Below are 23312 nucleotides of genomic sequence, written 5' to 3'. Positions count from 1 at the left end.
GCGTCGAGCGAGGTGGGGAAGCTTTCCAGCTTTGGGAATGGATTTGCAAGGCGGCTCCGAAAGGGGCCGCCTTTTGCGTTTCTTGCGAAGGAAAACGCGAAAGAATGTTCGCATCTCGGATCGGTATGCTACAATACCGAACAAACGTTTGGGAATGCAAGGGAGCACAGTGGTAACGCGCGAGCGCATCATACTCGGGATTGACCCAGGCCTGGCGAACACGGGCTGGGGAATCGTGTCGCAGCGCGGCGCCAAGCTCTCGTGCATCGCATACGGTTGCGTATCGTCGCCCGCGCAGGTCGAGCTCTCCTTGCGCCTTCGCAAGATCCACGAGCAGATCGGCGCGGTGATCGATCGCTTCAAACCCACGTGCGTGGGAATCGAAACGGTGTGGTTCGGGCAGAACATCACTGCGGCGTTCGCAACGGGTCAGGCGCGCGGTGCGGCGCTCGTCGCCTGCGCGGAGGAAAACCTCAGCGTGGGGGAATTCACGCCTCGCCAGATCAAGCTAGCGGTAGTAGGCACGGGCACTGCCGACAAGGAACAGGTGCAATACATGGTAAGCCAGCTGCTCTCGCTCGACTCGGTGCCAAGCCCCGACCACGCTGCCGATGCGTTGGCCGCCGCCATCTGCTACACCACTCACGAAGGCTTCGGCGGACTTGCGAAGTAAGGAGCAAGCATGATCGCGTTTCTCAAGGGAAAGCTCGCCGGCAAAACGCCGCAAGTCGCCTATATCGATGTGAACGGTGTGGGCTACGCCGTCTTCATGTCGGCAACGGCGCTCTCTAGGCTGCCAGAATCCGGCACCACCGTCACAGTGCTCACGTATCTGCAGGTGAGCGATGCGGGCATTGCGCTTTACGGGTTCCTCTCAGAAGAGGAGAAGGCCACTTTCGAGCGCCTGATAGGCGTGACTGGCGTCGGGCCGAAGGTCGCGCTGGCGGCGCTTTCCACATTTTCCCCGCGCGCGCTGGCGGACGCTGTCGCCGCGCAGGATGTCGCCCTCGTGCAGAAGATCCCCGGCGTGGGCAAGAAGAGCGCATCGCGCATCATCCTCGAGCTGAAAGGCTCCTTCGATGCGAGCTTTGAAAGCCTGCTCTCCGAACCTTCCGCGCAAACGATTCTCGACGACAGGCTGAAGGGCGCAACCGAAGCGCTTCTCTCCATGGGATTCACCTCGCAGGAGGCAGAATTGGCGTTGAAGGGGGCTCCCGAGGGTGCGACCGAGGCAGCGCTGTTACAATATGCCCTTAAGCGACTGGGTACGGCTCATTAGATGAAAAGGACGCAATGGCGGACGGTGTTCAAATAGAGGGAATGGTCTTCGAGGCGGCAACTGCGGTGCAGGGTGGAGCGTCCCCGTCTGCAAGCGATCGCGCGGTGGCGCCCAACTTGCAAGAGGACGACCTCGCGCTCGACCGCAGCCTGCGCCCGAAGAAGCTTTGCGACTACTTGGGGCAAACCAAGGTGAAAGAGTCGCTCGCTATCCTTATCGAGGCGGCGCAGCAACGCAAGGAATGCGCCGACCACATCTTGTTCTCCGGGCCTCCGGGGCTTGGCAAGACCACGCTTGCCACGGTGGTCGCCAACGAGCTCGGTGCGAACATCCGCACGACGAGCGGCCCGGCTATCGAGCGAACGGGCGATTTGGCTGCGATTCTCACGAACCTCGAAGAGGGCGACGTCCTCTTCATCGACGAGATTCACCGCCTGAACCGCATGGTCGAGGAAGTGCTCTATCCCGCACTCGAGGATTTCGCGCTCGATATCGTGGTGGGGAAGGGGCCGGCCGCGCGATCGATTCGCCTCGATCTGCCCCACTTCACGCTCATCGGTGCGACGACGCGAACGGGCCTGCTCACAGGTCCTTTGCGCGACCGCTTTGGCATTGCATTCCGCCTGCAGTATTACACGCCCGAGGAGCTCGCAGCAATCGTTGCGCGCTCTGCCGCCATTCTGGACGTTCCCATTTCCGAAGATGGCGCGCTCGAGATCGCCCGCCGCAGCCGCGGAACTCCGCGTTTGGCGAACCGCATGCTCAAGCGCGTGCGCGACTGGGCGCAGGTGAGGGGCGACGGCGTTATCGACGAGGATGTCGCGGCACAGGCGCTCAGCTTCTTCGAGGTGGATAGCTTGGGGCTCGACGCGGTTGACAATCGTATCCTAGAGCTGCTTGCCGTGCAGTTCGGCGGGCGCCCCGTGGGCCTCACCACGCTTGCGTCGGCGCTCTCGGAAGACGCTGACACCATCGAAGACGTGTACGAGCCCTATCTCATGCAGCAAGGGCTTATCGTGCGCACGCCGAAGGGCCGTCAGGCGACCGAGCGCGCTTACGAGCATCTGGGAATCGTGCCGCCGAAGGCCGACTGACGAAGGACCGACTGTAACCTACCGCGAACGGGGAGTGCCATGTTCGAACAAGATTATCTCATGCGTTTGCTCATGCAGTTCATGCAGGCGATGCGCCGCAGTATCGAGCGTGCTGACGACGGCCGTGATCCGGCTGCCGCTGCCGACATGCTCGAGAACGCTATCGGCGACGCGACCGACCTCGACGGGTCGATGCTTCTTTCGCTTGCCCCCGAATCGATGGCATCGGTGCTTCAGGTGTCGGGCGTCGACCCGCATGTCACCGAATACGTCGCGAACAGCTTGCAGCTCGAGTCCGAGTTCCTGCGCAGTGCGGGAAACGATGAGCTCGCAGAGGTTCGCGCAGGCCAGGCGCAAGCGCTCGCCTTGGCCTACGGGTTCGAGCTTGCCGAGGGCACGCCGGCTGAGCGGCTCGACTATCTCGAGTCGACGCAGGACTAAGGGCGAGCCGTTTCCGTTGGCATTTCCCCGCATCGCATGCTTCGGGAAAAATGGTTCGAATTCCTGCGATTTCGGAGCGGTTTCGCAGCGCGATAGCGTATAGTATTCATGTGCCCTCGAAGTGAGGGCGAGTGTTGCCGCCATGCAACGCGCAGAGTTACCTCCCCGGCTTAAGGGGAAGAGAAGAGGATTTTAAAATGGCGGAAGGTACTGTTAAGTGGTTCAACCCGGAAAAAGGCTACGGCTTCATCTCCCAGAAGGATGGCGAAGACCTTTTCGTTCATTTTTCCGAGATCAAGATGGACGGCTTCAAGACGCTCGATGAGGGCCAGGCTGTTTCCTTCGACGTGACCACGGGTCAGAACGGCAAGCTCCAGGCAAGCAATGTGGTGAAGCTGTAAATCCTTTTTACATTCATACATGCTGAACGACCTCGCGAAAGCGGGGTCGTTTTTTATACCTTGACGTGTGGTCTCGTAAAACATAGTAATGGTAATCAAACGCTCGGTATCTAAAGATGTTTTCGTTTCTGGATAGGCTTCGGCGTTGAGGATTTACCGATGATGTTTTCTCGTTGCCATTCGGGGAATGCGCCTGCGCGAGCGTTTGTATTTCCTTTACAATACCAACCCACTATGATTGAAATCTTGAACACCATTGACTCAGTCGTGTGGGGGCCTGCGATGATCGCGCTCCTGCTCGGCACCCATATCTTCCTCACTGTTCGTACGGGCTTCATCCAGCGCAAGCTGCCTCAGGCGCTTCGCATGTCGTGGGGCGGCGGCACCTCGAAGGGCGAGGGTGATATCTCCAACTTCGGCGCGCTTGCGACGGCGCTTGCCGCGACCATCGGCACGGGGTCGATCGTCGGTGTCGCCACGGCAATCCTGGCAGGCGGCCCGGGCGCCGTCTTCTGGATGTGGATCACGGGCGTGTTCGGCATGGCCACGAAGTATGTGGAAGTTTACGCCTCGGTGCGCTACCGCGTGCGCGACCATGCGGGCAACATGCTCGGCGGCGCCATGTACGTGTGGGAACGCGCCTTCACGCGCAAAGACGGCACGCGCCCCTGGTGGGCGAAGCTCGGCGGCATCGCGTTCGCCGCGTTCGCCGTCGTCGCCACCATTGGTACGGGCTCGGCGGTGCAGGCGACGTCCATGACCGGCATCATCACGTCTTCGATTCCCAGCATTCCCGACTGGGCGGTTGGCATCGCCATTGTCGTGCTGGTGGGCATCGTCATCTTCGGCGGCGTGCAGTCCATCTCGCACGTGTGCGAGAAGCTCGTTCCCGTCATGGCGGTCGCCTACGCCGGCGGGTGCATCGTGATTCTGCTGATGAACGCGCCTGCCCTCGGCAGCGCGATCGGCCTCATCTTCGAGTGCGCCTTCACGCCGAAGGCCGCGTTCGGCGGCGCGGTCGGCTCCGGTCTTCTGATGGCGCTGCAATTCGGCTGCGCCCGCGGCCTGTTCTCCAACGAGTCGGGCCTTGGCTCCGCCCCCATCATCGCGGCGGCCGCTAAAACAAAAAACCCTGCCGAGCAGGCGCTTATCGCCATGACCGGCACGTTTTGGTCCACGGTCGTCATTTGCGCGCTCACGGGCATCGTGCTCGTGTCGACGATGATCGCGCACCCCGAAATCCAGGCGGAGGTGCTCGCCGACCCGACGTTCTACACCGGCGCGCAGCTCGCCTCCACCGCGTTCGCCACCATTCCCTATGTCGGAACGCCGATTCTCGTCATCGGCATGGTGTCATTCTCGTACTCCACGATCCTCGGCTGGTCGTACTACGGCAACCGCTGCGCCGCCTACCTGTTCGGCAAGCGCGCCATCCTGCCGTACCACATCGTGTACGTTCTCGTCGCGTTCCTCGGCGCGATCGGCGTGGGCAACGTGGTGTGGACCATCTCCGACATTGGCAACGCGCTTATGGCCATTCCCAACATCATCGCCATACTGCTGCTTTCGGGGCTGATCTGCCGCGAGACGAAACACTACGTCTACGAGGGCAACATCGAGGAAGAAGACACGCGGGAAATTCCCATGATTTTCTCGAAGTAGACGCGGCTGCAAACGAGTCGATAGTTTTCCCCAGGGGCGCCGTCGGGCGCCCTTGTTGTTTACGAGGCGAAGGGAAGTCAGCGGAAAGCGGCGCCCCGCATCGCCTATACTCTTACATCATGAAAAAGATTGCCATCATAGGCGGCGGCGCGGCCGGATTGGCTGCAGCTATCGCCGCCGGAAACGAACTTGCGCGGCTCGGCGCGGCGAACGAGTGCGAAATCGTGCTCTTCGAGGCCGATTCCGAACGCGTCGGCCGCTCGATCCTCGCGACGGGGAACGGCCGCTGCAACTTCTCGAACGCCCACATCGACCCCGCGTGTTACCGCAACGCCGACTTCGTGGAAGCCGCGCTGCGCTCGCTCGCGCGCCTTTCGGAAGTCTCCGAGTGGGGGAGCGCTCAACATGTAGGAGCCTACGGAACATCCGCGCAGGGGAGCGCCCAACCTGCGGGCGCTTTCGAAGCGCCTGGTCGGGAAAGCACCCAATCTGCGAGCGTCTTCGAAGCGCCCGTGCAGCGATTCTTCTCCGACTTGGGCCTTATGTGGCGAGAAGAGGGCGAGGGCCGCATGTACCCAGCAGCCAACAAGGCGTCGTCGGTGCTCGATGTGTTGCGCGCTGCTCTCGATGTGTCGGGTGCGCGCGTGGAGTTCGGGAAATCCCTTCGTGCAATCGAGGCGCCTGCGAGAGGGAAGGGCCGCTTCCATCTGCGCTTTTCCGACGGTTCGATCGCTCATGCCGAAAAGGTCGTTCTCGCTGTTGGCGGGCGTGGTATGAGCGCCGTCGATATGCCCTCCGCAATTCCGTGCGAGCCGATGCGTCCAGTCCTGGGGCCGCTTGCCACCGATTCGCGCATCACGCGGCAGCTGAACAACATCCGCGTGAAGTGCGCCGTCTCACTCGAGCGGTCGGGAAGCCTCGTCGCGCGCGAGGAAGGCGAGCTTTTGTTCCGCGACTACGGCGTGTCGGGCGTGTGCGTGTTCAACCTGTCGCGCCTGGCCCGCGAGGGGGATGTCCTCTCGATCGATTTCCTGCCGCATATGCTCTCCGCCGACCGCGATGCGTGGCTGTTCGCGCGGCGCAAGCACCTCTCGGCCCGCCTGGGCGAGAACGGCCAGATTGCAGCCGAGGACGTGCTGCGCGGCGCGATGCTTCCCCAGGTGGCGCAGGTGCTTTGCAAGTGTGCGGGCATCGATCCTGCGCGCCTGCTCTCCAAGAAAGACGTCCTTGCGCTTTCGCGTGTCATCGGCGGCTTGCGCCTTACGGTTCGAGGCATCGGCGACGCGAAGCAGTGCCAGGTCTCGCGTGGTGGGCTTTCGATTGCGGCGTTTGATCCGGAAACGATGGAGGCCGTGTGCGCGTCGGGTCTGTTCGCAGCTGGCGAGGCACTTGACGTGGATGCTCCCTGCGGGGGCTACAACCTGCATTGGGCATGGTCATCGGGCCTGCTCGCGGGCGTGTCTGCTGCTCGCAGTGTCGTGTCGGCCAATGGGGAAGGGAAAGGGAAATGAGCTCGAAGGATACCCGCGGCGACAAGGGCGCGAACACTGGCAAGAGGGCAGGCGGCAACAAGAAGATGAGCGGCGACAAGCTGTCCACCGGCAGCAAGGGGCCAGGCGGTGGCAAGAAGGCGGCAGGTCGTCCCCGTCGCGGGGGAAAGACCAAATCGCAAGCCACTTTCCGCCATCGTGACGGTCGAGCGTCGCATCGTGTCGCCTCCTTCGACGCAAGTGCGCTCGAGGGAGCGGAGTTTATCGAGGTGTCCAACGTCGCGCTTCCGCTTGACGCAGGGCTGGATGACCTTGCAAGCGAGGCAAACCGCCTGACCCCTGTCCCGCGTGCGGCTGGGGCAGAGCACCCGACCCCCGCTGCGCCCGCGACTCCTCCCGCGCCTGTCGCGCCCGCGGAGGGTTCCCATGCGGAGAGCCTCTCGCGCACCGCAATCGCCTCCGCGCTCGGGATTGCACCCAGGGACATCGCGTCGTTTTCCCTGGTGAAGCGAAGTGTCGATGCGCGGAAGAAGTCGAACGTTCACTTCAACGCCACCTATGCCGTCCGTCTTGCGCGAGGCATGGCCTACGACGTGCTTTCCCCCGCTCGCGGGGTGGGCGTCCGCGCGTACGACCCGCCTGCGCCGCTCGTGATTCCCGATTTGCGCTCGCACGCGGCATTGTCGGATAGGCGCATCGTGGTTGCGGGAACGGGCCCGGCGGGGCTGTTCTGCGCGCTGTACCTGGCGGAAGCGGGGTTGCGCCCGCTCGTGGTCGAGCGCGGTGCCGCAGTCGACGAGCGCACGGCGGCCATCGAGTCCTTCAACGCGGGCGGCCCGCTCGATGTGACGGCGAACGTGCAATTCGGGGAAGGCGGCGCTGGCACGTTTTCCGACGGCAAGCTGACCACGGGCACGAAAAGCCCGCATATCCGCCACGTGCTCGAGGCGTTCGTCCAGGCGGGCGCGCCTGACGAGATCCTCTGGCAAGCGAAGCCCCATATCGGCACCGACAAGCTGCCCGCCGTCGTGAAAAGCATTCGCGAGCGCATCGTCGCCGCAGGTGGTGAGGTGCGTTTCCTCACCCGTTTAGCCGATATCGAGTTGGCAGGCGGTGCGGTTCGCTCGGTCGTGCTGGAGGATTCCCACACGGGCGCGCGTGAAGCGGTCGAAGCCTCGCGCGTCATCGTCGCGTGCGGGCACTCGGCGCGCGACATCTTCGAGCTCGCCCGCGATCGGGGGTTCGCGCTCGAGCGCAAGCCCTTCTCGATGGGCGTGCGCATCGAGCATCCGCAGTCGCTCATCAACCGTGCGCAGTACGGTGCGGCTGCGAAGCACGCGGCGCTCGGTGCTGCCGATTACAAGATGGCGGTGCGCGTCCCTGTTCGCACGGGCGACACTCACACGGATGTTGCAAGCGACAATGCAACCCGCGGCGTGTATACCTTCTGCATGTGCCCAGGTGGGGAAGTCGTCGCGGCGGCAAGCGAGGAGGGCGGTGTCGTCGTGAACGGTATGAGCCGCTTCGCGCGCGATGGCGAGAATTCCAACAGCGCGCTGCTCGCCGACGTGCGACCCGACGACTTGCCGGGGAACGACGTCATGGAAGGTGTCCGCCTGCAACGCGAAGTCGAGCATGCGGCGTTTGAACTTGCTCGCCGCAACGGCGGGGTGCCCTATGCCGCGCCCGCGCAGACGGTGGGAGATTTTCTTTCGGGTGCTACATCTTCGAGCGGGCAAGCTGAAGGCAAGCAGCCGGGTGGTATGGTTGCGGCTGCGTCCGAGGCTTGCCGCCGCACGGTCGCGCCTGGGCATCCTCGCCGCGTTGGTGCGTCTGAATCGCATAGCCGCCTGGTCGTGCGCCCGAGCTACCCGCGCGGTGTCGCTTGGTGCGACCTGCGCGAGTGCCTTCCCGCGTTCATCTGCGACGCGCTTGCGCAAGGCCTGCCGCTGCTCGATGCGAAGCTGCACGGGTTCGCCGACCCCGCAGCTGTGCTCACCGGCCCCGAAACGCGCAGTTCAAGTCCCATCCGCATGGTTCGCGGAAAGAACTTTCAGGCGCGATGGGCAAGCGATTCGCCCGCTTCGGACGAGGAACCGGCCACTCGCGTCTATCCGTGCGGCGAAGGCGCAGGTTACGCGGGCGGCATCATGAGCGCTGCCGTCGATGGCCTGCGCGTAGCCGAGGCGATCGCGGCCGAGCTCTCTTCCCGCTAGCACCCCTCGCGCCCGCTGCTCGCTATCTGCTAGTCAGCCCTCGCTCGTCGCCATCCCAGCCCCTGCGTCCGCGCCTCGCTGCTCGTTGCCCTTCCGTCGCGCGCGTCGCGCCCGCCCTCGCTCCTCGCTCGCACTGCCCGCGGCTCGTTGCCATCTCGGCCTTGCGCCCGCCAACCCGCTCGCGGCCCCGCCGGGCCGCGAGTGCTACAATTTAGGGCACGCCGCTGCGCGCGCCGCGCGTACGGCGAACGACAAGTGCTTGAAAAGGTGGTTCCATTGGCGCGTCTTTCCGATTCGATTGCGGTCACGGCGTCTGTCCTCAAGAAGGGACAGCCCGCGATATTCCCCACGGAAACGGTGTATGGCCTGGGCGTTTCTATTCGCCACGCCGCGTCTCCCGATATCCTGTACAGCCTGAAGCGCCGCGAGAAGGCAAAGCCCATCTCGTGGCTTGTCTCCCAGCAAGACGACCTCGCACGCTTCGGCCGCTGCGTCCCCGAGTTCGCCTTTGTGCTCGCCCGAACGTTTTGGCCGGGCCCCCTTACGCTGATCGTCAAGGCGTCGGACGAGGTACCCGAGGCGTTTCGCTCGAGCACCGACACGATCGGACTTCGCATGCCGAACAACGCCTGCGCGCTCGAGCTGATCGACGCGGTAGGGTGCCCCCTTGCAACGACCTCGGCAAACGTGTCGGGAAAACGCCCAGCGGGCTCCTTCGACGACCTCGACGCCGGCCTTTGCTCCCAGGTTTCCGCGGTGCTTTCGGACGGGGAAGACGGCTCCAAGAGCGGCATCGCCTCAACGGTCGTCGACTGCACGCAGGACCATCCCGTGATCGTGCGCGAAGGTGCCATCACCATCGCGGACATCAAGTCACTTTCGTAGGTTGCCTGTCCGCGCGCGGGGCTTTCCCGCTATACTGAGGGGCGACGGGAAAATCGCTTTGGCGTAAGGGGGAGTCTCGTGTCCAAACCAGTTGAGAAATCATCGGTAGGGTTCAGGTCGTTCGACAAGTCTTCCCAGATAAAAGGGGTATTATGGCAGCCCGTTGCCTTGCATGGCGCATCGGGTGCCGCTCCTCGTGCAATCGTGCAGATCGTCCATGGCATGTCCGAGCACATCGGCCGCTACGAGGATTTCGCTCGCTTCCTTGTGAGTGCCGGCTTTTCGGTGTGCGCCCACGACCACATCGGACACGGCCGCTCGGTCACCGACCCGATGGACTTGGGGCACATGCCCCTCGATTGCGGGAAGGACGCCCTCATCGAGGACGTTCACGAGATGCGAAAAACGGTGAGCGCCCGCTTCTCGCGCAAGACGCCCTACTTCATCTTCGGGCATTCCATGGGAAGCTTTGTCACGCGGGCGTACCTGTCCCGCCATGCGGAAGGCCTTTCGGGCGCCGTGATTTGCGGCACCGGCAACGAGCCCGTCGTGAAGTCGAAGATGGGACACGCTCTTGCTTGCCGAGTCGCCGCCAAGCAGGGGGAACGCACGCGCAGCAAGCTGCTCCACAACCTTGCGGACGGGGCCTTTTCGAAGGCCGTCAAAGACGCGCGCACGCCTCTCGACTGGCTTTCCACCGATCCCGCAGTCGTCGATGCCTACATTGCCGACGACCTGTGCGGCCAGACGTTCACGGCTGGCGCCTACGCGACGCTCACGAGCCTTACTGCCGAGGTCGCGACGCTCGATTCGGCGCTCGCGATTCCCTCCGAGCTGCCTATCCTTCTCGTCGCCGGCACGCTCGACCCGGTGGGGAACAAGGGGCGCGGCGTGAAAAGCACGGCCGCCCTGTTCGAGAAGGCGGGAATCAAAGACGTTGAGGTGAAGCTCTACCAGGGCATGCGCCACGAGATCTTGAACGAGCCCGGCAAGCAGCAGGTCTACGACGACGTGCTCGCCTGGATCGACCGCCATATCGGCTGATTTCCCGATTCCCCAGTTGGCTGGCAGCATTGGAAGCGCTGGAAACACCGGAAACGCTAGAATCATCGGAAATATCCCTTCGAGGAGATAAGTATGTCGAAAACCTACGTTGTCGCGCTTGACCAGGGGACTACGTCTTCCCGGGCGATGCTCATCGACCGCGAGGGGCGAGTCGCGGACGTGGTGCAAAACCCCTTCCCGCAGATTTTCCCCAGGCCGGGCTGGGTCGAGCACGATCCGCGCGATATCCTCTCGTCGCAGCTCGGGGCGCTGACAGAACTTTTGGTATCGAATGATTTGGGACCTCGTGACATCGACTCCATCGGCATCACCAACCAGCGCGAGACCACGGTCGTGTGGAACCGTGAGACCGGTCAGCCGGTAGCGAATGCCATCGTGTGGCAGTGCCGCCGAACGGCGCCTCTCGTCGAGGAGCTGTGCGGGGTCCCGGAAATCGCGGCGGAGGTCACGCGCCGCACGGGCCTTGTGCCCGATGCGTACTTCTCTGCCAGCAAGATCCGCTGGATCCTCGACAACGTCCCCGGCGCTCGCGAGGATGCGCTCCAGGGAAAGCTCGCATTCGGCACGGTCGACTCGTGGCTTTTATGGGCGCTCACGCAGGGCGAGGTGCACGCCACCGACGTCACCAACGCGAGCCGCACCATGCTCTTCAACATCCACGACATGAAATGGGACCCGTGGCTGCTTGACCTGTTCGACATCCCCGCTTCGATGCTTCCCGAGGTACGCCCCTCGTCGGGCGACTTCGGCGTGACGAGAAATCCCGCCGTCTTCCCCGGCGTGCCCATCCGCGGTATCGCGGGCGACCAGCAGGCGGCGCTGTTCGGGCAGTGCTGTTTTTCGCCCGGGCAGGCGAAAAACACCTACGGCACGGGTTGCTTCCTTCTGATGAACACGGGGCGCGAGGCGTGCGAGTCGAAAAACGGCCTGGTCACTACCATTGCCGCGAGTGCGCCTGATGCAAAGGGCCCTGAATATGCGCTCGAGGGAAGCGTGTTTATGGCGGGTGCTCTTCTGCAGTGGCTGCGCGACGAGATGGGCCTTATCGATGACGTGGCCGACACCTGCGAGATCGCCCGCAGCGTCGAGAGCACGGAGGGCGTCTACATCGTGCCCGCCTTCACTGGCCTTGGCGCCCCCTATTGGGACGCCGAAGCGCGCGGCACGGTCGTCGGCCTCACGCGCGGCTCGACCCGCGCCCACTTCGTCCGCGCGGCGCTCGAATCGCTCGCTTACCAGGTGCATGACCTGGTGGTAGCGATGGAGGCCGACTCGGGCGTGAAGCTCTCCGAGCTCAACGTCGACGGCGGCGCGTCGAAAAACGACTTCCTCATGCAGTTCCAATGCGATATGCTTCGCACGTCGCTTCATCGCCCGCAGAACGCGGAGACCACTGCCGCCGGCGCCGCGTATCTGGCCGGTTTGTCGACGGGCTTTTGGGAGAGCACCGACCAGCTGCGCGGGTTGCGCGCGACCGACGACATCTACGAGCCGCAGATGGACCACACGCGCCACGCCGAGCTTTTGGAAGGATGGCGGCGCGCGGTGGGGCATACGAAGACGAAATAGGACAAGTTCACGACATAAGGGAGAGTAGGAACATGATTATCAGCATCGCAAGCGATCACGCGGGTTTTGAGCAGAAGCAACTTTTGGCTGCCTATCTTGAAGAGAAGGGCTACGAGGTGCACGACCTGGGCCCCGACTCCGACGACCGCGTCGATTACCCCGACTTCGCCGCCAAGGTCGCCCACGAGGTGGCAGGCGGCGTGGCGACGTACGGCGTTCTCGTGTGCGGCACGGGAATCGGCATGGCCGTCGCCGCTAACAAGATCAACGGCATCCGCGCGGTGAACGCCATCAACACTCAGTTCGCCGAGCTGTGCCGCGAGCACAACGACGCCAACATCGTGACGCTGTCGGGTCGCTTCGTCGACGTGGAGGAAAATAAGCGCATCCTCGACGTGTTCCTGTCCACCGATTTCGGCGGCGGCCGCCACGCGGGCCGCGTCGAGAAGATTATGGCGCTCGAGACGCCCTCGGCGTAGCGGTCGCGCTTCCCAGTCGAGTCAAATTTCCCTTGACCAACGCAAGCTTCCCCTAACCAAGTTGTAACAATTGCGCCTGCTCATTGTGCTAGAGTGGGCGCATACTTTTTTCGGGCTCTGGAAGGGGCGAGTTATATGACGTTGCAATATGTAAGTGAAAGCGATCCTGAGGTCGCCGACGTTCTCCGCGCTGAGCTGGGACGTCAGCGCACAAGTGTCGAACTCATCGCTTCGGAGAACTTCACTAGCCCGGCTGTCATGGAGGCCATGGGCAGCGTGCTCACCAACAAGTACGCGGAAGGTTATCCTGGCAAGCGCTACTACGGCGGCTGTGAGAAGGTCGACATCGTGGAGGATCTCGCGCGCAATCGCGCCTGCAAACTCTACGGCGCGCAGTTCGCGAACGTTCAGCCCCATTCCGGCGCGAACGCGAACCTGGCGGCGTACTTCGCGCTGATCAAGCCCGGTGACACCATTTTGGGTATGGGCCTCGACAACGGCGGCCATCTTACCCACGGCAGCCCGGCGAACTTCTCGGGCAAGCTCTACCATGCGGAATCCTACGGCGTCGATCCCGTGACCGAGGTCATCGACTACGATGCGCTCCTCAAAAAGGCGAAGGAAGTTCGCCCGAAGGTCATCGTCGGTGGTGCTTCCGCCTATCCTCGCACGATCGACTTCCCGCGCATGGCCGAGATCGCGCATGAAGTGGGCGCCTACCTTATGGTGGACATGGCCCACATCGCCGGCCTCGTCGCCACGGGCGCACATCCCAGCCCCGTGCCGTATGCCGACATCACGACGTCGACCAGCCACAAGACGCTGCGCGGTCCGCGCGGCGGCTTCATCCTGACGAACTCCGAGGAGCTCTTCAAGAAGATCAACTCCGCGGTGTTCCCCGGTTCACAGGGCGGCCCGCTCATGCATGTCATCGCCGGCAAGGCGGTCGCGTTTGGCGAGGCGCTCAAGCCTGAGTTCAAAACCTACATCGACCATGTGGTCGAGAACGCGAAGGCGCTCGGCCAGGGCATGACCGACGGCGGCCTGCGCCTGGTGTCGGGCGGCACGGACAATCACTTGTGCCTCGTGGACCTCACGCCTGCCGATGTCACTGGCAAGGACGCCGAGAAGCTGCTCGAGCGCGTTAGCCTCACGGTTAACAAGAACACCATCCCCAACGAGCAGCGCAGCCCCTTCGTGGCGAGCGGCATTCGCGTCGGGTCCGCTGCGGCCACCACGCGCGGCTTCACAAAGGACGACTTCTACGAGGTCGGCCTGTGCATTGCCGGCACCGTGTTCAACGCCGACGATGACGCAAAGCTCGCCGACATCAAGAAGAAGGTCGACGCGATGCTCGAGGCCCATCCGCTCTACCCGGGTTTGGAGTACTAGAAGCCGCCCGCCGGGCAGACGATATCGTGCGCCAGGTCGACGAGTTTCGACGCTTTTCCGCGAAGATGGGCGAAAGTGTGCGGTACGACCCTTCAACGCGGGCGGGGGAGATGGCGCTTTCTCGAATTCTTGTCCTGTGCAAACATCGGTTGTGGCTCACGTGGCAACCCAATGCTGGTAGAATCGCATGAAACGGTGAAGGGCTCGCGGCTTACCGCGGGCCCTTTTCTTTATGGAAGCGAACTTCGGCCGAAAGAAGGAACCATGGACAACAGCCGCGTCACCCTCGTCGATCACCCTATGGTGCAGCATAAGCTTTCCATCTTGCGCGACAAGGCGACTTCCTGCAAGCAATTCCGCGAGCTCGTGCGCGAGCTTGCCCTGTTCGAGGGCTACGAGGCGACGCGCGATTTGCCGCTGGCCGACGTGGACGTCGAAACCCCCATCTGCACGGCGCGCTGCAAGCAGGTGTCGGGCAAGAAACTCGCGGTGGTGCCCATCCTCCGCGCGGGCCTCGGTATGGTCGACGGTGTGCTCGACTTGATTCCCGCGGCGCGCGTGGGACATCTGGGCATGTACCGCAACGAGGAGACTCACGAGCCGGTTCCCTATTACGACAAGATGCCCGAGGACATCGCCAACCGCACGGTGCTTGTGGTCGACCCGATGCTCGCGACGGGCGGCTCGATCATCTCGGCCGTCACCTACCTTCGCTCGCGTGGCGTCACCGGCGAGATCAAGCTTATGGTCCTCGTCGCCGCGCCGGAGGGCATCGACGCCGTCCTCGCCGCCGACGACAACGTGCACATCTACACGTGCGCCATTGACGAGGGGCTGAACTCCGCGGCCTACATCGTCCCCGGCCTCGGTGACGCCGGGGACCGCATCTTCGGGACTAAATAACAGTCCTGTGGACTGTTATTTCCCTGTCTATGCGCCCGAGCGGGCGCGTCCCCGAACGCGCGAAGCGTCGGTCGGGGACAGGGAAGTCGAGTAGGACTGCCGAGCGACTGAGCGTCGCCGCGCTCTCGCCATATGAGGGATGGATTTCCAATGACTCAAGATAAGAGACCCAGCTGGGACGAATACTTCATGACGCTTGCCAACCAGGTCGCCACGCGCACGACGTGCATGCGGCGCGGGGTGGGGGCCGTCATCGTGAAGGAGCGCCGCATCCTTGCGACGGGGTACAACGGCGTGCCGGCGGGACTTGCGCACTGTGCCGAGACCGGATGCTTACGCCAGCAGCTCGGCGTTCCCTCGGGGCAGCGCCATGAGATCTGCCGCGGACTCCATGCCGAGCAGAACGCCATCATCCAGGCAGCGCGCTACGGAATCAACATCGCGGGCGCCTCGATCTACATCAACACCCAGCCCTGCGTCGTGTGCGCGAAGATGATCATCAACGCCGATATCGAGGAGATCATCTACCAAAATCCCTATCCCGACGAGCTCGCCATGTCGATGCTCGAAGAGGCAGGAATCAAGCTTAGGGTGTTCGAGCCGGCGAACAAGTAAAGGATTGACCTCGCAAAATACGAGTCACACGAAGCGTCTCGGCAAGGCGGCTCGCGTGTGAGCGGTCCCTCTTTTCGGCCAAGCGCGCTCAAATGACCGCTCACCCGAAAAAAGGACGTGTTTCCTACGGCGCCTTCGCGACTCCTTCACATTCGGCTATTATACGGAAGGCTTTTAGAAGGGCGCAGTGCGCGCAGAGGGTCAAGGAAAGAAGGACATGGTAGTAGCAATCATCGTCGCGGTGCTCGTTGGACTGGTGAGCGTCATCCCGTTCAATGTGGCTATCAAGAAGATCCGCGCGGTCGATCCGACCAAGTCTTTGAATCTCCTCGGCCCTTTCCTTTTGACCATTGCCGCGTCGTTTGTCATCCTCGTCGCGGGTATGGTCGTGTGCAAGCTCGTTGCGTCTGACGTCGCGCTCGCGTATGCGGTTGCGGAACTTGTCGCATTCGTGGTCGGGGTTATTGTCTTCGGCGTGTTTTTGTCGAAGCGTCGATAGAGAAGGAAAAAGGAGAGGTACATGGCTTTTGAACTAACGGGCAATCCCCTGAACGATATCTCCGCTCCTATTGAGGAGCTCAGCGAGTCGTTCAACTCGACGCTCGTCTTCGATTTCGGCAATGGCGTCGGAATCACCCAGTACACCTTTTGGATGATCATCATCTGCGCGATCGTAATCGTGGGCGTGCTCGTGGGCGTGCGCAAGATCAAGGTCGTTCCCGAGGGCAAGTTCGCGGGCCTTGTGGAGTGGGGTTACGACGCAGTTCGCCGCAACATGGGTGAGGGCGCTATCGGCCATGGCTACAAGAAGCACATCCCGTTCATCGCGACCATGTTCTTCTTCATCCTCATCTCCAACGTGATCGGCCTTATCCCGGGCGCGAAGACGCCGACCGGCACCCTGTCCGTCACGTTCGCACTTGCATTGCTCTCTTTCCTGTACTTCAACTTCTACGGCATCAAGGCCAAGGGCGGCTGGGGCTACATCAAGTCCATCGCTCCGTCGGGCCTTCCTAAGCCGATGGTTCCCATCATCTGGTTCTTCGAGTTCTTCTCCCTGGTTATCCGCCTGCTGACCCTTGCCGTTCGACTTTACGGCAACATGTTCGCCGGCCATATGATCCTTGGCATCTTCGCGATCATGACCCAGTTCTTCATCCTCGATCTGATCTCGTTCGCCAATCCCGCAGGCGTCGCCGCGATTGCATGGGCCGTGTTCCTCGTCGCCATGTACGCGCTCGAATGCCTCGTTGCCTTCCTGCAGGCATACGTGTTCTCCGTGCTGACGGCCGTGTACGTGGGCCTCGCTCAGAGCGAGCACTAGAACCGCGCGGGCCGCGCCCGCATCGCGCCGAAAGGCGCACCAATTCGGTTTCAACGACGTTTCCGTTAGAAACGCCGAGAGACATAAGTAAAGCAGTTTTTGAGAAAAGGCTCAGAAACGAAAAAAGGAGGAAAAGTGGAAGCTACTCTCGTTATCGCAGCCCTGAAGGTTGTCGGCTACGGCCTCGGCACCATCGGCCCAGGCATCGGTCTTGGTCTTTGCGGCTATGGCCTGTGCGTTGGCTCTGCTCGCCAGCCCGAGCTCGCCGGCAAGCTCTTCACCAACGCGCTTATCTTCGGCGCTCTGGCTGAGGCACTCGCCCTTATCGGCTTCGTTCTTACCTTCATCTTCTAAATCGGCTGTATCGTTTTAGAAATACACGCTGAGAGAGAAGGTGGATGAGTGAAAGCAAAACTGAAGACGAAGTTGGCAAAGGCCGGTGTCGCAGCTGCATCTGCAGCAAGCCTTGCATGTGCTTTCCCCACCCTCGCGTTCGCCTCTGAGGAGAAAGAAGGCATCGCGGTGCTCATTCCCGATATGAATGAGTTCATTCCGATGCTCGTTGCCTTCATCATCATTCTCATCGTGCTGGCCAAGTTCGGTTGGCCCGTGGTTGACAACATCATCACGAAGCGCGAGAGCACCATCAAGGAAGCCCTTAAGAAGTCTGAGGAAGCCCAGGCAGAAGCCGAGCGCACGCTTGCCGAGTACAAGCGCCAGCTCGAGGAAGCTAAGGCTCAGTCCGCGAAGATCATCGCGGATGCGAAGGCTACGGGCGAGGCTGTCAAGGCCGACATCACCAACAAGGCCCAGGCTGAGTCTGCCCAGATGATCGAAAAGGCTCGCGGTGCGATCGAGGCCGAGAAGAAGGCCGCTGTCGCCGAGCTGCAGGGTTCTATCGCCGATCTGTCTGTCGACGTGGCTTCTCGCCTTGTCGGCCACGACCTGAACGACGATGAGCACCGCAAGATCATCGAGCATTACGTGACCGAGGCGGGCAGTTTCAATGCCTAATAACCGCCTCATCACCAAAGAGAAGATCGCCGCGTACGCATCGGTACTCCTCGATGCCGCGAACACTTCCGGCGGCCAAGATGCTGTTCTCGAAGTGCGCGAACAGGCGGAGAAGATCGTCTCCGTGATGCGGACGAATGTCGATCTTTCAGGCGCCCTGGAAGACGCGGCGTACACGCCCGAACAGAGGGCCCAGATTGCACGTGCGGCTTTTGCGCAGTGCAACCCTGCTTTCACCGAGGTTCTGGCCGTCATGGCCGAGCGCGGTGAGATCAAGTTGCTCCCGCAGGTCCGTGCAAGCTACGAAAACCAGGTGGAAACCAAGCTCAACCTGTGCATCCTCGATGTGACCACGGTTGTTGAGCTCGATGACCATCTGCGCGACATCATCAAGCAAAAAGCCGAATCCGAGCTGGGCATGAAGGTCGTTCTTCGCGAACGCATCGACAAGTCCATCTTGGGCGGCATCATCATGAGCGCGGGCGACAAGCGCATTGACGCGAGCGTGGCTAGCCAGCTCAACAATGCGCGCATCGTGCTGAAGAAGAAAACAGATGGAGGTGAATGCTAGTGACTGAAATTACCGCACAGTCCATTGACGAAGCGCTGCGTAAGCAGTTGGCCTCCCTTGAAGTGAGCGTTGATTCCCGCGAGGTCGGTACCGTCATCCAGGTCGGCGACGGCATCGCTCGTGTTGACGGTCTGAAGAACGCGATGGCTGGCGAGCTTCTCGAGTTCGTCGGATCCAACGGTAAGACCGTGTTCGGCTTGGCCCAGAACCTCGAAGAGGATGAGGTCGGCGCCGTTCTTCTCGGTGACGTCACCGCAATCAAGGAAAATGATCAGGTCCGCACCACGGGCCGCATCATGGAGGTTCCGTCCGGCAAAGGCCTGCTCGGCCGCGTCGTGAACCCGCTCGGTATGCCGATCGACGGCAAGGGCGAGATCGAGGCCGAAGGCACCCGCCCGGTCGAGTTCAAGGCTCCTGGCGTTATCAGCCGCAAGCCTGTTCACGAGCCGATGCAGACCGGTATCATGGCTATCGACTCCATGATTCCTATCGGACGTGGCCAGCGCGAACTTATCATTGGCGACCGCCAGACCGGTAAGACCGCTATCGCCATCGACGCCATCATCAACCAAAAAGACGAAGACATGATCTGCATCTATGTTGCGATCGGTCAGAAGGCTTCCACGGTTGCCGGCGTTATGGAGACTCTTGAGCGCTACGACGCCATGAAGTACACGATCATCGTGTCCGCAACGGCTGCCGATTCCGCTCCGCTGCAGTACATCGCGCCTATGGCCGGTGCTGCAATGGGCGAGTACTTCGTCTACAACGGCGAAGACGGCAAGCCCGCAGGCCCGGAGAACCCGGGACGTCATGTGCTCATCATCTACGATGACTTGTCCAAGCAGGCGGTGGCCTACCGACAGATGTCGCTGACCCTCCGTCGCCCGCCGGGACGCGAAGCATATCCTGGCGACATCTTCTACCTGCATTCTCGCCTGCTCGAGCGTGCAGTCAAGATGTCCGACGAGTACGGCTGCGGCTCCATGACGGCTCTGCCGATCATCGAGACCCAGGCTGGCGACGTCTCCGCTTACATTCCGACCAACGTGATTTCCATTACCGACGGTCAGATCTTCCTGTCGACGGACCTGTTCTTCCAGGGCCAGCGACCGGCAGTCAACGTTGGTATCTCGGTTTCGCGCGTTGGCGGCTCCGCTCAGACCAAGGCTATGAAGTCCGTCGCAGGCACCCTGCGCCTCGACTTGGCCGCTTACCGCGAGCTGCAGGCATTCACGCAGTTCGGCAGCGACCTCGATAAGGCGACGCAGGATCAGCTGAACCGCGGCGCTCACATGACCGAGCTTCTGAAGCAGGGTCGTTACGTCCCGATGTCCTTCTACGATCAGGCTATCGCCATCTATGCTGGCGGTAACGGCTACCTCGACGATATCCCGGTTGCCGATGTTGTTCGCTTCCGTGGCGAGCTCATCGAGTACCTGCATGCGTCTAAGCCTGCCATCGTTGAGAGCGTCAAGACCGAGAAGAAGTTCACCGACGAGACCAAGACCGAGCTGAATGCCGCTATCGAGGCGTTCAAGACCCAGTTTTCGCCTTCGGTGTAAGGTAGGTATCATATGCCCAACCTTCACGACATAGAAAGGCGAATCAACTCCGTCACCTCGACGAAGCAGATTACGCGCACGATGGAGATGGTCGCGGCGGCGAAGATCCGTCGCGCCACCGACCGTGTGTTCAATGCGCTTCCTTGGGCTAACTGCATCTCCGACATGCTGATCAGCACGGCGAAATACGCCCCGCTCGATTCCGAGCCTCTGCTGATCACGCATGACGAGGTGAAGCGTGCCGTCGTCGTTGTGGTCACGTCGGATCGTGGGCTTGCAGGCGGTTTCAACAGCAACGTGCTCCGCGAAGCCGAGAAGCTTATCAAGGCGAAGGAAAAGCAGGGCATCGAGGTTGAGGTTATCGCTTGCGGTAAGAAGGCCATCGGCTACTTCAACTACCGTGGCGTCAAGCCGATCTTCGAGTTCCGCGATCTGTCTGCAGATCCTACCTACGAAGAGGCTGCAGAGATTTCCGCCTACATCGGGGAAGGCTACAACCACGGCTACGAGAACGGGCAGATTGACGAGGTTACCCTCGTGTTCAATCACGCCAAAAACGGTGCCGAGCAGACGCTCATCGTGCAGCAGGTTCTGCCGATCAACATGATGAGCTTTGCCGATGTTCTCGGTTTGGAGCCGAAGGAAGAGGATGTCCTCGAGCCTTATCGTGATGGGGAGAAGAAGATTCCCGGCGATGTGGACTTCGAGCCCGATGCTGCAACCGTTATGCACCAGCTCATGGTGGCGTACCTGCGCAACACGTTCTACTACGCGCTGATTGATTCGGCCGCAGCAGAGCAGGGCGCTCGTCGTACGGCTATGAAGTCGGCGACCGACAACGCTACCGAGATGGCCGAAACGTTGACCAGACTGTACAACCGCGTCCGTCAGGGTGCCATTACGACCGAGATTTCGGAAATCGTCGGTGGCGCAGCGGCTTTGGAGGATTAAATATGAGTGAACATATGCTTACAAGAGAGGAGCTCGAGGCCAGCAAGGGCGCTACCGGCCGCATTGTGCGTATCGTCGGTCCTGTTGTCGACGTGGAATTCCCCGCGGAATCCATGCCGGGAATCTACAACGCTCTTACGGTTGACGCGAAGACGCTCGCGGGCGACATGCATGTCGTTCTCGAAGTCGAAACGCATCTTCCTGGCAACCTCGTCCGCTCCGTCGCTATGAGCTCGACTGACGGTCTGGTTCGTGGCCTCGAGGTGCTCGACACCGGTCATCCGATCATGATGCCCGTTGGCAACGAGACCCTGGGCCGCATCTGGAACGTCATGGGCGAGCCTGTTGACGAGAAGCCGATGCCCGATGTGACCGGCTACATGCCGATTCACCGTCCGGCTCCCGATTATGATCAGCTGTCCACCAAGACGGAGATCTTCGAGACCGGCATCAAGGCCATCGACCTCATCGAGCCGTTCATCAAGGGCGGCAAGACCGGCCTGTTCGGCGGCGCAGGCGTCGGCAAGACCGTTATCATTCAGGAGCTTATCAACAACCTCGCTCAGGAGCACGGCGGCACGTCCGTGTTCACCGGCGTAGGCGAGCGTACCCGTGAGGGTACCGACCTGTTCCTCGAGATGAGCGATTCCGGCGTTATCAACAAGACCTGCTTGGTTTACGGCCAGATGAACGAACCGCCGGGAGCGCGTCTGCGCGTCGGCCTCGCTGGTCTGACTGAAGCTGAGTACTTCCGCGATCAGGGCCAGGACGTGCTTTTGTTCGTGGACAATATCTTCCGCTTCACCCAGGCTGGTTCTGAGGTGTCCGCACTTCTCGGCCGTATGCCTTCTGCTGTAGGCTATCAGCCGACGCTGGCTACCGAGATGGGCGACCTTCAGGAGCGCATTACCTCGACCGCAACCGGTTCCATCACCTCGGTGCAGGCCGTCTACGTTCCTGCTGACGACTTGACCGACCCGGCTCCGGCCACCACGTTCACGCACCTCGACGCGAAGACGGTTCTTTCCCGTTCCATCGCTGAGCTCGGCATCTACCCGGCTGTCGACCCGCTGGAGTCCACCTCCCGCGCACTCGACCCGCAGATCGTCGGCGAGGAGCACTACCGCGTGGCTGTCGGCATCCAGGAGCTCCTGCAGAACTACAAGGACCTCCAGGACATCATCGCCATCCTTGGTATGGACGAGCTTTCCGAAGAGCAGAAGCTGATCGTGAACCGTGCCCGTAAGGCGCAGCAGTTCTTCGGCCAGTGCTTCCACGTGGCCAAGCAGTTCACCGGCCTCGACGGCAAGTACGTCAAGCTCGAGGACACTATCCGTTCGTTCGGTGACATCCTCGACGGCAAGTGCGACGAGATTCCTGAGCAGTTCTTCCGTCTGAAGGGCTCCATCGACGAGGTGTACGCTGCTTACAACGAGTCGAAGGAAAAAGCCAATGCCTAAATTCCGTTGCACGGTGGCTATTCCGACCCGCGAGTTGTTCCACGGCGAGATCGAGTACGCTCAGATCCCGGGCAGTGAGGGCGATCTCGGCGTTATGGCCGGCCACGAGATGTTCGTGTGCACCAACCGCCCTGGCGTGTTGACGCTGACGCTCGATGAGGCTGGCAAGGATAAGCGCTACTTTGTGACGTACGGCGGATTCGCCCAGGTGCTCGACAACAACCTGTCGGTTCTCGCCCGCATGGGCAAGGACGTCGACAGCATCGACGTCGAGGAACTCACCACTAAAGCGGCGAAGCTTCGTGAGGCTATCGCTCAGCTCGAGGGCAAGGGCGATGACCAATCGACGGCTCTGCTGGAAACGCACCGCACCAAGCTGGAGTGGTACGACCTTCAGCTCAGGGCTGTTGGTGCTGTGAAGTAGGCTTATCGCAGCCATCACTTGAAAAGAAAAGGCCGACTCCCGATGAGGGGGTCGGCCTTTTTAATATGAGCAGGACATTGTCAAGAGGCAAAATCGGGCCTGGCCCCAGCTTTCGCTGGAGTCAGGCCCTTTTCTCTATATCGACTCATGCTGCGGCGACTTCGGCGTGTCTTTCCGACGCTCGTCTTTGCAGTTTAATATCCGCCCGTGGCGATCGCTCGCTGGGCAATCCGTTGCTACGGCTGGGGCTACCTCGTCGATTCGACAGTCTGTTGACGCGGGTGGCGCCTTCGGCGCTCGCAAAAAAAGAGACTGGGATTCGCCTCAACGGCCTCGGATCGAACCGCGGCATGAGAAGACGGCGCTATATGTTGTTAGCGCTACTGTAAAACCAACCATTTTCGCTAGCGTACTTTAACCATTCGCGCCACCGCATACCCGCCAATCGCGCCAACGCATTTTCACCAATTCGACCAACGGACCGCGGCATACGCTCATTTCCGGCCAGAGAA

At 61.6% G+C, this 23312-nt stretch carries 24 protein-coding genes; all 24 read left to right on the top strand.

Annotation, left to right across the window (positions count from 1 at the left end):
* Positions 1-154 precede the first annotated feature (154 nt).
* The 24 genes from ruvC (at position 155) to ACMRQN_RS05705 (ending at position 22800) form a co-directional block, all read left to right on the top strand.
* The gene (gene ruvC, locus ACMRQN_RS05820; protein ID WP_418734194.1) at positions 155-673 is read left to right on the top strand and encodes a crossover junction endodeoxyribonuclease RuvC; all 519 of its coding nucleotides are present in this window, start codon (positions 155-157) and stop codon (positions 671-673) included.
* A 9-nt stretch (positions 674-682) separates the two neighbouring features.
* Positions 683-1279: a Holliday junction branch migration protein RuvA gene (ruvA, locus tag ACMRQN_RS05815; RefSeq protein ID WP_418734193.1), complete on the top strand. Its 597-nt coding sequence runs from the start codon at positions 683-685 to the stop codon at positions 1277-1279.
* A 14-nt stretch (positions 1280-1293) separates the two neighbouring features.
* The gene (ruvB, locus tag ACMRQN_RS05810; protein ID WP_418734192.1) at positions 1294-2373 is read left to right on the top strand and encodes a Holliday junction branch migration DNA helicase RuvB; all 1080 of its coding nucleotides are present in this window, start codon (positions 1294-1296) and stop codon (positions 2371-2373) included.
* Between the two features lie 39 nt (positions 2374-2412).
* Positions 2413-2814, top strand: a complete 402-nt coding sequence (locus ACMRQN_RS05805; RefSeq protein ID WP_418734191.1) for a hypothetical protein — start codon at positions 2413-2415, stop codon at positions 2812-2814.
* A 197-nt stretch (positions 2815-3011) separates the two neighbouring features.
* A complete protein-coding gene (locus ACMRQN_RS05800) occupies positions 3012-3215 on the top strand; it encodes a cold-shock protein (protein ID WP_158049612.1) in 204 nt (67 codons plus the stop codon).
* A gap of 234 nt (positions 3216-3449) precedes the next feature.
* Positions 3450-4877 carry an alanine/glycine:cation symporter family protein gene (locus ACMRQN_RS05795; protein ID WP_418734190.1) on the top strand — a complete coding sequence of 476 codons (1428 nt, stop codon included), beginning with the start codon at positions 3450-3452 and terminating at the stop codon, positions 4875-4877.
* Positions 4878-4996: 119 nt separating this feature from the next.
* Positions 4997-6388 (top strand): aminoacetone oxidase family FAD-binding enzyme, encoded by a 1392-nt coding sequence (locus ACMRQN_RS05790; protein ID WP_418734189.1) that lies wholly within the window; start codon positions 4997-4999, stop codon positions 6386-6388.
* Positions 6385-8583: an NAD(P)/FAD-dependent oxidoreductase gene (locus ACMRQN_RS05785; protein WP_418734188.1), complete on the top strand. Its 2199-nt coding sequence runs from the start codon at positions 6385-6387 to the stop codon at positions 8581-8583. The genes ACMRQN_RS05790 and ACMRQN_RS05785 overlap by 4 nt, the downstream gene beginning before the upstream one ends.
* 276 nt (positions 8584-8859) lie before the next feature.
* On the top strand, positions 8860-9468 hold the full coding sequence (locus ACMRQN_RS05780) for an L-threonylcarbamoyladenylate synthase (protein WP_418734187.1): 609 nt from the start codon (positions 8860-8862) through the stop codon (positions 9466-9468).
* 78 nt (positions 9469-9546) lie between these two features.
* Entirely contained in the window at positions 9547-10512 is a 966-nt protein-coding gene (locus ACMRQN_RS05775) for a lysophospholipase (protein ID WP_418734186.1), read from the top strand.
* A gap of 93 nt (positions 10513-10605) precedes the next feature.
* A complete protein-coding gene (glpK, locus tag ACMRQN_RS05770) occupies positions 10606-12102 on the top strand; it encodes a glycerol kinase GlpK (protein WP_418734185.1) in 1497 nt (498 codons plus the stop codon).
* A gap of 32 nt (positions 12103-12134) precedes the next feature.
* A complete protein-coding gene (gene rpiB, locus ACMRQN_RS05765) occupies positions 12135-12581 on the top strand; it encodes a ribose 5-phosphate isomerase B (RefSeq protein WP_158049790.1) in 447 nt (148 codons plus the stop codon).
* 135 nt (positions 12582-12716) lie between these two features.
* Positions 12717-13973 (top strand): serine hydroxymethyltransferase, encoded by a 1257-nt coding sequence (gene glyA / locus ACMRQN_RS05760; RefSeq protein ID WP_418734184.1) that lies wholly within the window; start codon positions 12717-12719, stop codon positions 13971-13973.
* A gap of 264 nt (positions 13974-14237) precedes the next feature.
* Positions 14238-14876 carry a uracil phosphoribosyltransferase gene (gene upp, locus ACMRQN_RS05755; RefSeq protein ID WP_158049788.1) on the top strand — a complete coding sequence of 213 codons (639 nt, stop codon included), beginning with the start codon at positions 14238-14240 and terminating at the stop codon, positions 14874-14876.
* A gap of 150 nt (positions 14877-15026) precedes the next feature.
* Positions 15027-15491, top strand: a complete 465-nt coding sequence (locus ACMRQN_RS05750; RefSeq protein ID WP_158049787.1) for a deoxycytidylate deaminase — start codon at positions 15027-15029, stop codon at positions 15489-15491.
* A 217-nt stretch (positions 15492-15708) separates the two neighbouring features.
* Complete coding sequence (locus tag ACMRQN_RS05745; RefSeq protein WP_418734183.1) at positions 15709-15990, top strand: hypothetical protein; 282 nt, start codon at positions 15709-15711, stop codon at positions 15988-15990.
* A gap of 21 nt (positions 15991-16011) precedes the next feature.
* Positions 16012-16815: a F0F1 ATP synthase subunit A gene (gene atpB / locus ACMRQN_RS05740; protein ID WP_418734182.1), complete on the top strand. Its 804-nt coding sequence runs from the start codon at positions 16012-16014 to the stop codon at positions 16813-16815.
* A 135-nt stretch (positions 16816-16950) separates the two neighbouring features.
* Positions 16951-17169 carry a F0F1 ATP synthase subunit C gene (locus ACMRQN_RS05735; protein ID WP_158049784.1) on the top strand — a complete coding sequence of 73 codons (219 nt, stop codon included), beginning with the start codon at positions 16951-16953 and terminating at the stop codon, positions 17167-17169.
* Between the two features lie 48 nt (positions 17170-17217).
* Positions 17218-17829 (top strand): F0F1 ATP synthase subunit B, encoded by a 612-nt coding sequence (gene atpF, locus ACMRQN_RS05730; RefSeq protein WP_276998282.1) that lies wholly within the window; start codon positions 17218-17220, stop codon positions 17827-17829.
* Positions 17822-18400, top strand: a complete 579-nt coding sequence (gene atpH, locus ACMRQN_RS05725) for an ATP synthase F1 subunit delta (protein ID WP_158049782.1) — start codon at positions 17822-17824, stop codon at positions 18398-18400. Before atpF ends, atpH begins: the two co-directional genes overlap by 8 nt.
* Positions 18394-19965, top strand: a complete 1572-nt coding sequence (atpA, locus tag ACMRQN_RS05720; protein ID WP_276998278.1) for a F0F1 ATP synthase subunit alpha — start codon at positions 18394-18396, stop codon at positions 19963-19965. Before atpH ends, atpA begins: the two co-directional genes overlap by 7 nt.
* 12 nt (positions 19966-19977) lie before the next feature.
* Complete coding sequence (gene atpG / locus ACMRQN_RS05715; RefSeq protein ID WP_158049780.1) at positions 19978-20916, top strand: ATP synthase F1 subunit gamma; 939 nt, start codon at positions 19978-19980, stop codon at positions 20914-20916.
* A 14-nt stretch (positions 20917-20930) separates the two neighbouring features.
* Entirely contained in the window at positions 20931-22376 is a 1446-nt protein-coding gene (atpD, locus tag ACMRQN_RS05710; RefSeq protein ID WP_418734199.1) for a F0F1 ATP synthase subunit beta, read from the top strand.
* A complete protein-coding gene (locus ACMRQN_RS05705) occupies positions 22369-22800 on the top strand; it encodes a F0F1 ATP synthase subunit epsilon (protein ID WP_418734181.1) in 432 nt (143 codons plus the stop codon). The genes atpD and ACMRQN_RS05705 overlap by 8 nt, the downstream gene beginning before the upstream one ends.
* Positions 22801-23312 lie beyond the last annotated feature (512 nt).

The organism is Ellagibacter sp. (assembly GCF_048412355.1).
Classification (GTDB): domain Bacteria; phylum Actinomycetota; class Coriobacteriia; order Coriobacteriales; family Eggerthellaceae; genus Ellagibacter.
Note: the sequence above shows the minus strand (reverse complement) of the source record. Positions and strands in the feature narration are given on the sequence as shown.

Excerpts from the sequence above, each read along its gene's own strand:
- ruvC (WP_418734194.1), top strand. The coding sequence starts at position 155 with ATGCAAGGGAGCACAGTGGTAACGCGCGAGCGCATCATACTCGGGATT.
- ruvA (WP_418734193.1), top strand. The coding sequence starts at position 683 with ATGATCGCGTTTCTCAAGGGAAAGCTCGCCGGCAAAACGCCGCAAGTC.
- ruvB (WP_418734192.1), top strand. The coding sequence starts at position 1,294 with ATGGCGGACGGTGTTCAAATAGAGGGAATGGTCTTCGAGGCGGCAACT.
- ACMRQN_RS05805 (WP_418734191.1), top strand. The coding sequence starts at position 2,413 with ATGTTCGAACAAGATTATCTCATGCGTTTGCTCATGCAGTTCATGCAG.
- ACMRQN_RS05800 (WP_158049612.1), top strand. The coding sequence starts at position 3,012 with ATGGCGGAAGGTACTGTTAAGTGGTTCAACCCGGAAAAAGGCTACGGC.
- ACMRQN_RS05795 (WP_418734190.1), top strand. The coding sequence starts at position 3,450 with ATGATTGAAATCTTGAACACCATTGACTCAGTCGTGTGGGGGCCTGCG.
- ACMRQN_RS05790 (WP_418734189.1), top strand. The coding sequence starts at position 4,997 with ATGAAAAAGATTGCCATCATAGGCGGCGGCGCGGCCGGATTGGCTGCA.
- ACMRQN_RS05785 (WP_418734188.1), top strand. The coding sequence starts at position 6,385 with ATGAGCTCGAAGGATACCCGCGGCGACAAGGGCGCGAACACTGGCAAG.
- glpK (WP_418734185.1), top strand. The coding sequence starts at position 10,606 with ATGTCGAAAACCTACGTTGTCGCGCTTGACCAGGGGACTACGTCTTCC.
- rpiB (WP_158049790.1), top strand. The coding sequence starts at position 12,135 with ATGATTATCAGCATCGCAAGCGATCACGCGGGTTTTGAGCAGAAGCAA.
- glyA (WP_418734184.1), top strand. The coding sequence starts at position 12,717 with ATGACGTTGCAATATGTAAGTGAAAGCGATCCTGAGGTCGCCGACGTT.
- upp (WP_158049788.1), top strand. The coding sequence starts at position 14,238 with ATGGACAACAGCCGCGTCACCCTCGTCGATCACCCTATGGTGCAGCAT.
- ACMRQN_RS05750 (WP_158049787.1), top strand. The coding sequence starts at position 15,027 with ATGACTCAAGATAAGAGACCCAGCTGGGACGAATACTTCATGACGCTT.
- ACMRQN_RS05745 (WP_418734183.1), top strand. The coding sequence starts at position 15,709 with ATGGTAGTAGCAATCATCGTCGCGGTGCTCGTTGGACTGGTGAGCGTC.
- atpB (WP_418734182.1), top strand. The coding sequence starts at position 16,012 with ATGGCTTTTGAACTAACGGGCAATCCCCTGAACGATATCTCCGCTCCT.
- atpH (WP_158049782.1), top strand. The coding sequence starts at position 17,822 with ATGCCTAATAACCGCCTCATCACCAAAGAGAAGATCGCCGCGTACGCA.
- atpA (WP_276998278.1), top strand. The coding sequence starts at position 18,394 with ATGCTAGTGACTGAAATTACCGCACAGTCCATTGACGAAGCGCTGCGT.
- atpG (WP_158049780.1), top strand. The coding sequence starts at position 19,978 with ATGCCCAACCTTCACGACATAGAAAGGCGAATCAACTCCGTCACCTCG.
- atpD (WP_418734199.1), top strand. The coding sequence starts at position 20,931 with ATGCTTACAAGAGAGGAGCTCGAGGCCAGCAAGGGCGCTACCGGCCGC.
- ACMRQN_RS05705 (WP_418734181.1), top strand. The coding sequence starts at position 22,369 with ATGCCTAAATTCCGTTGCACGGTGGCTATTCCGACCCGCGAGTTGTTC.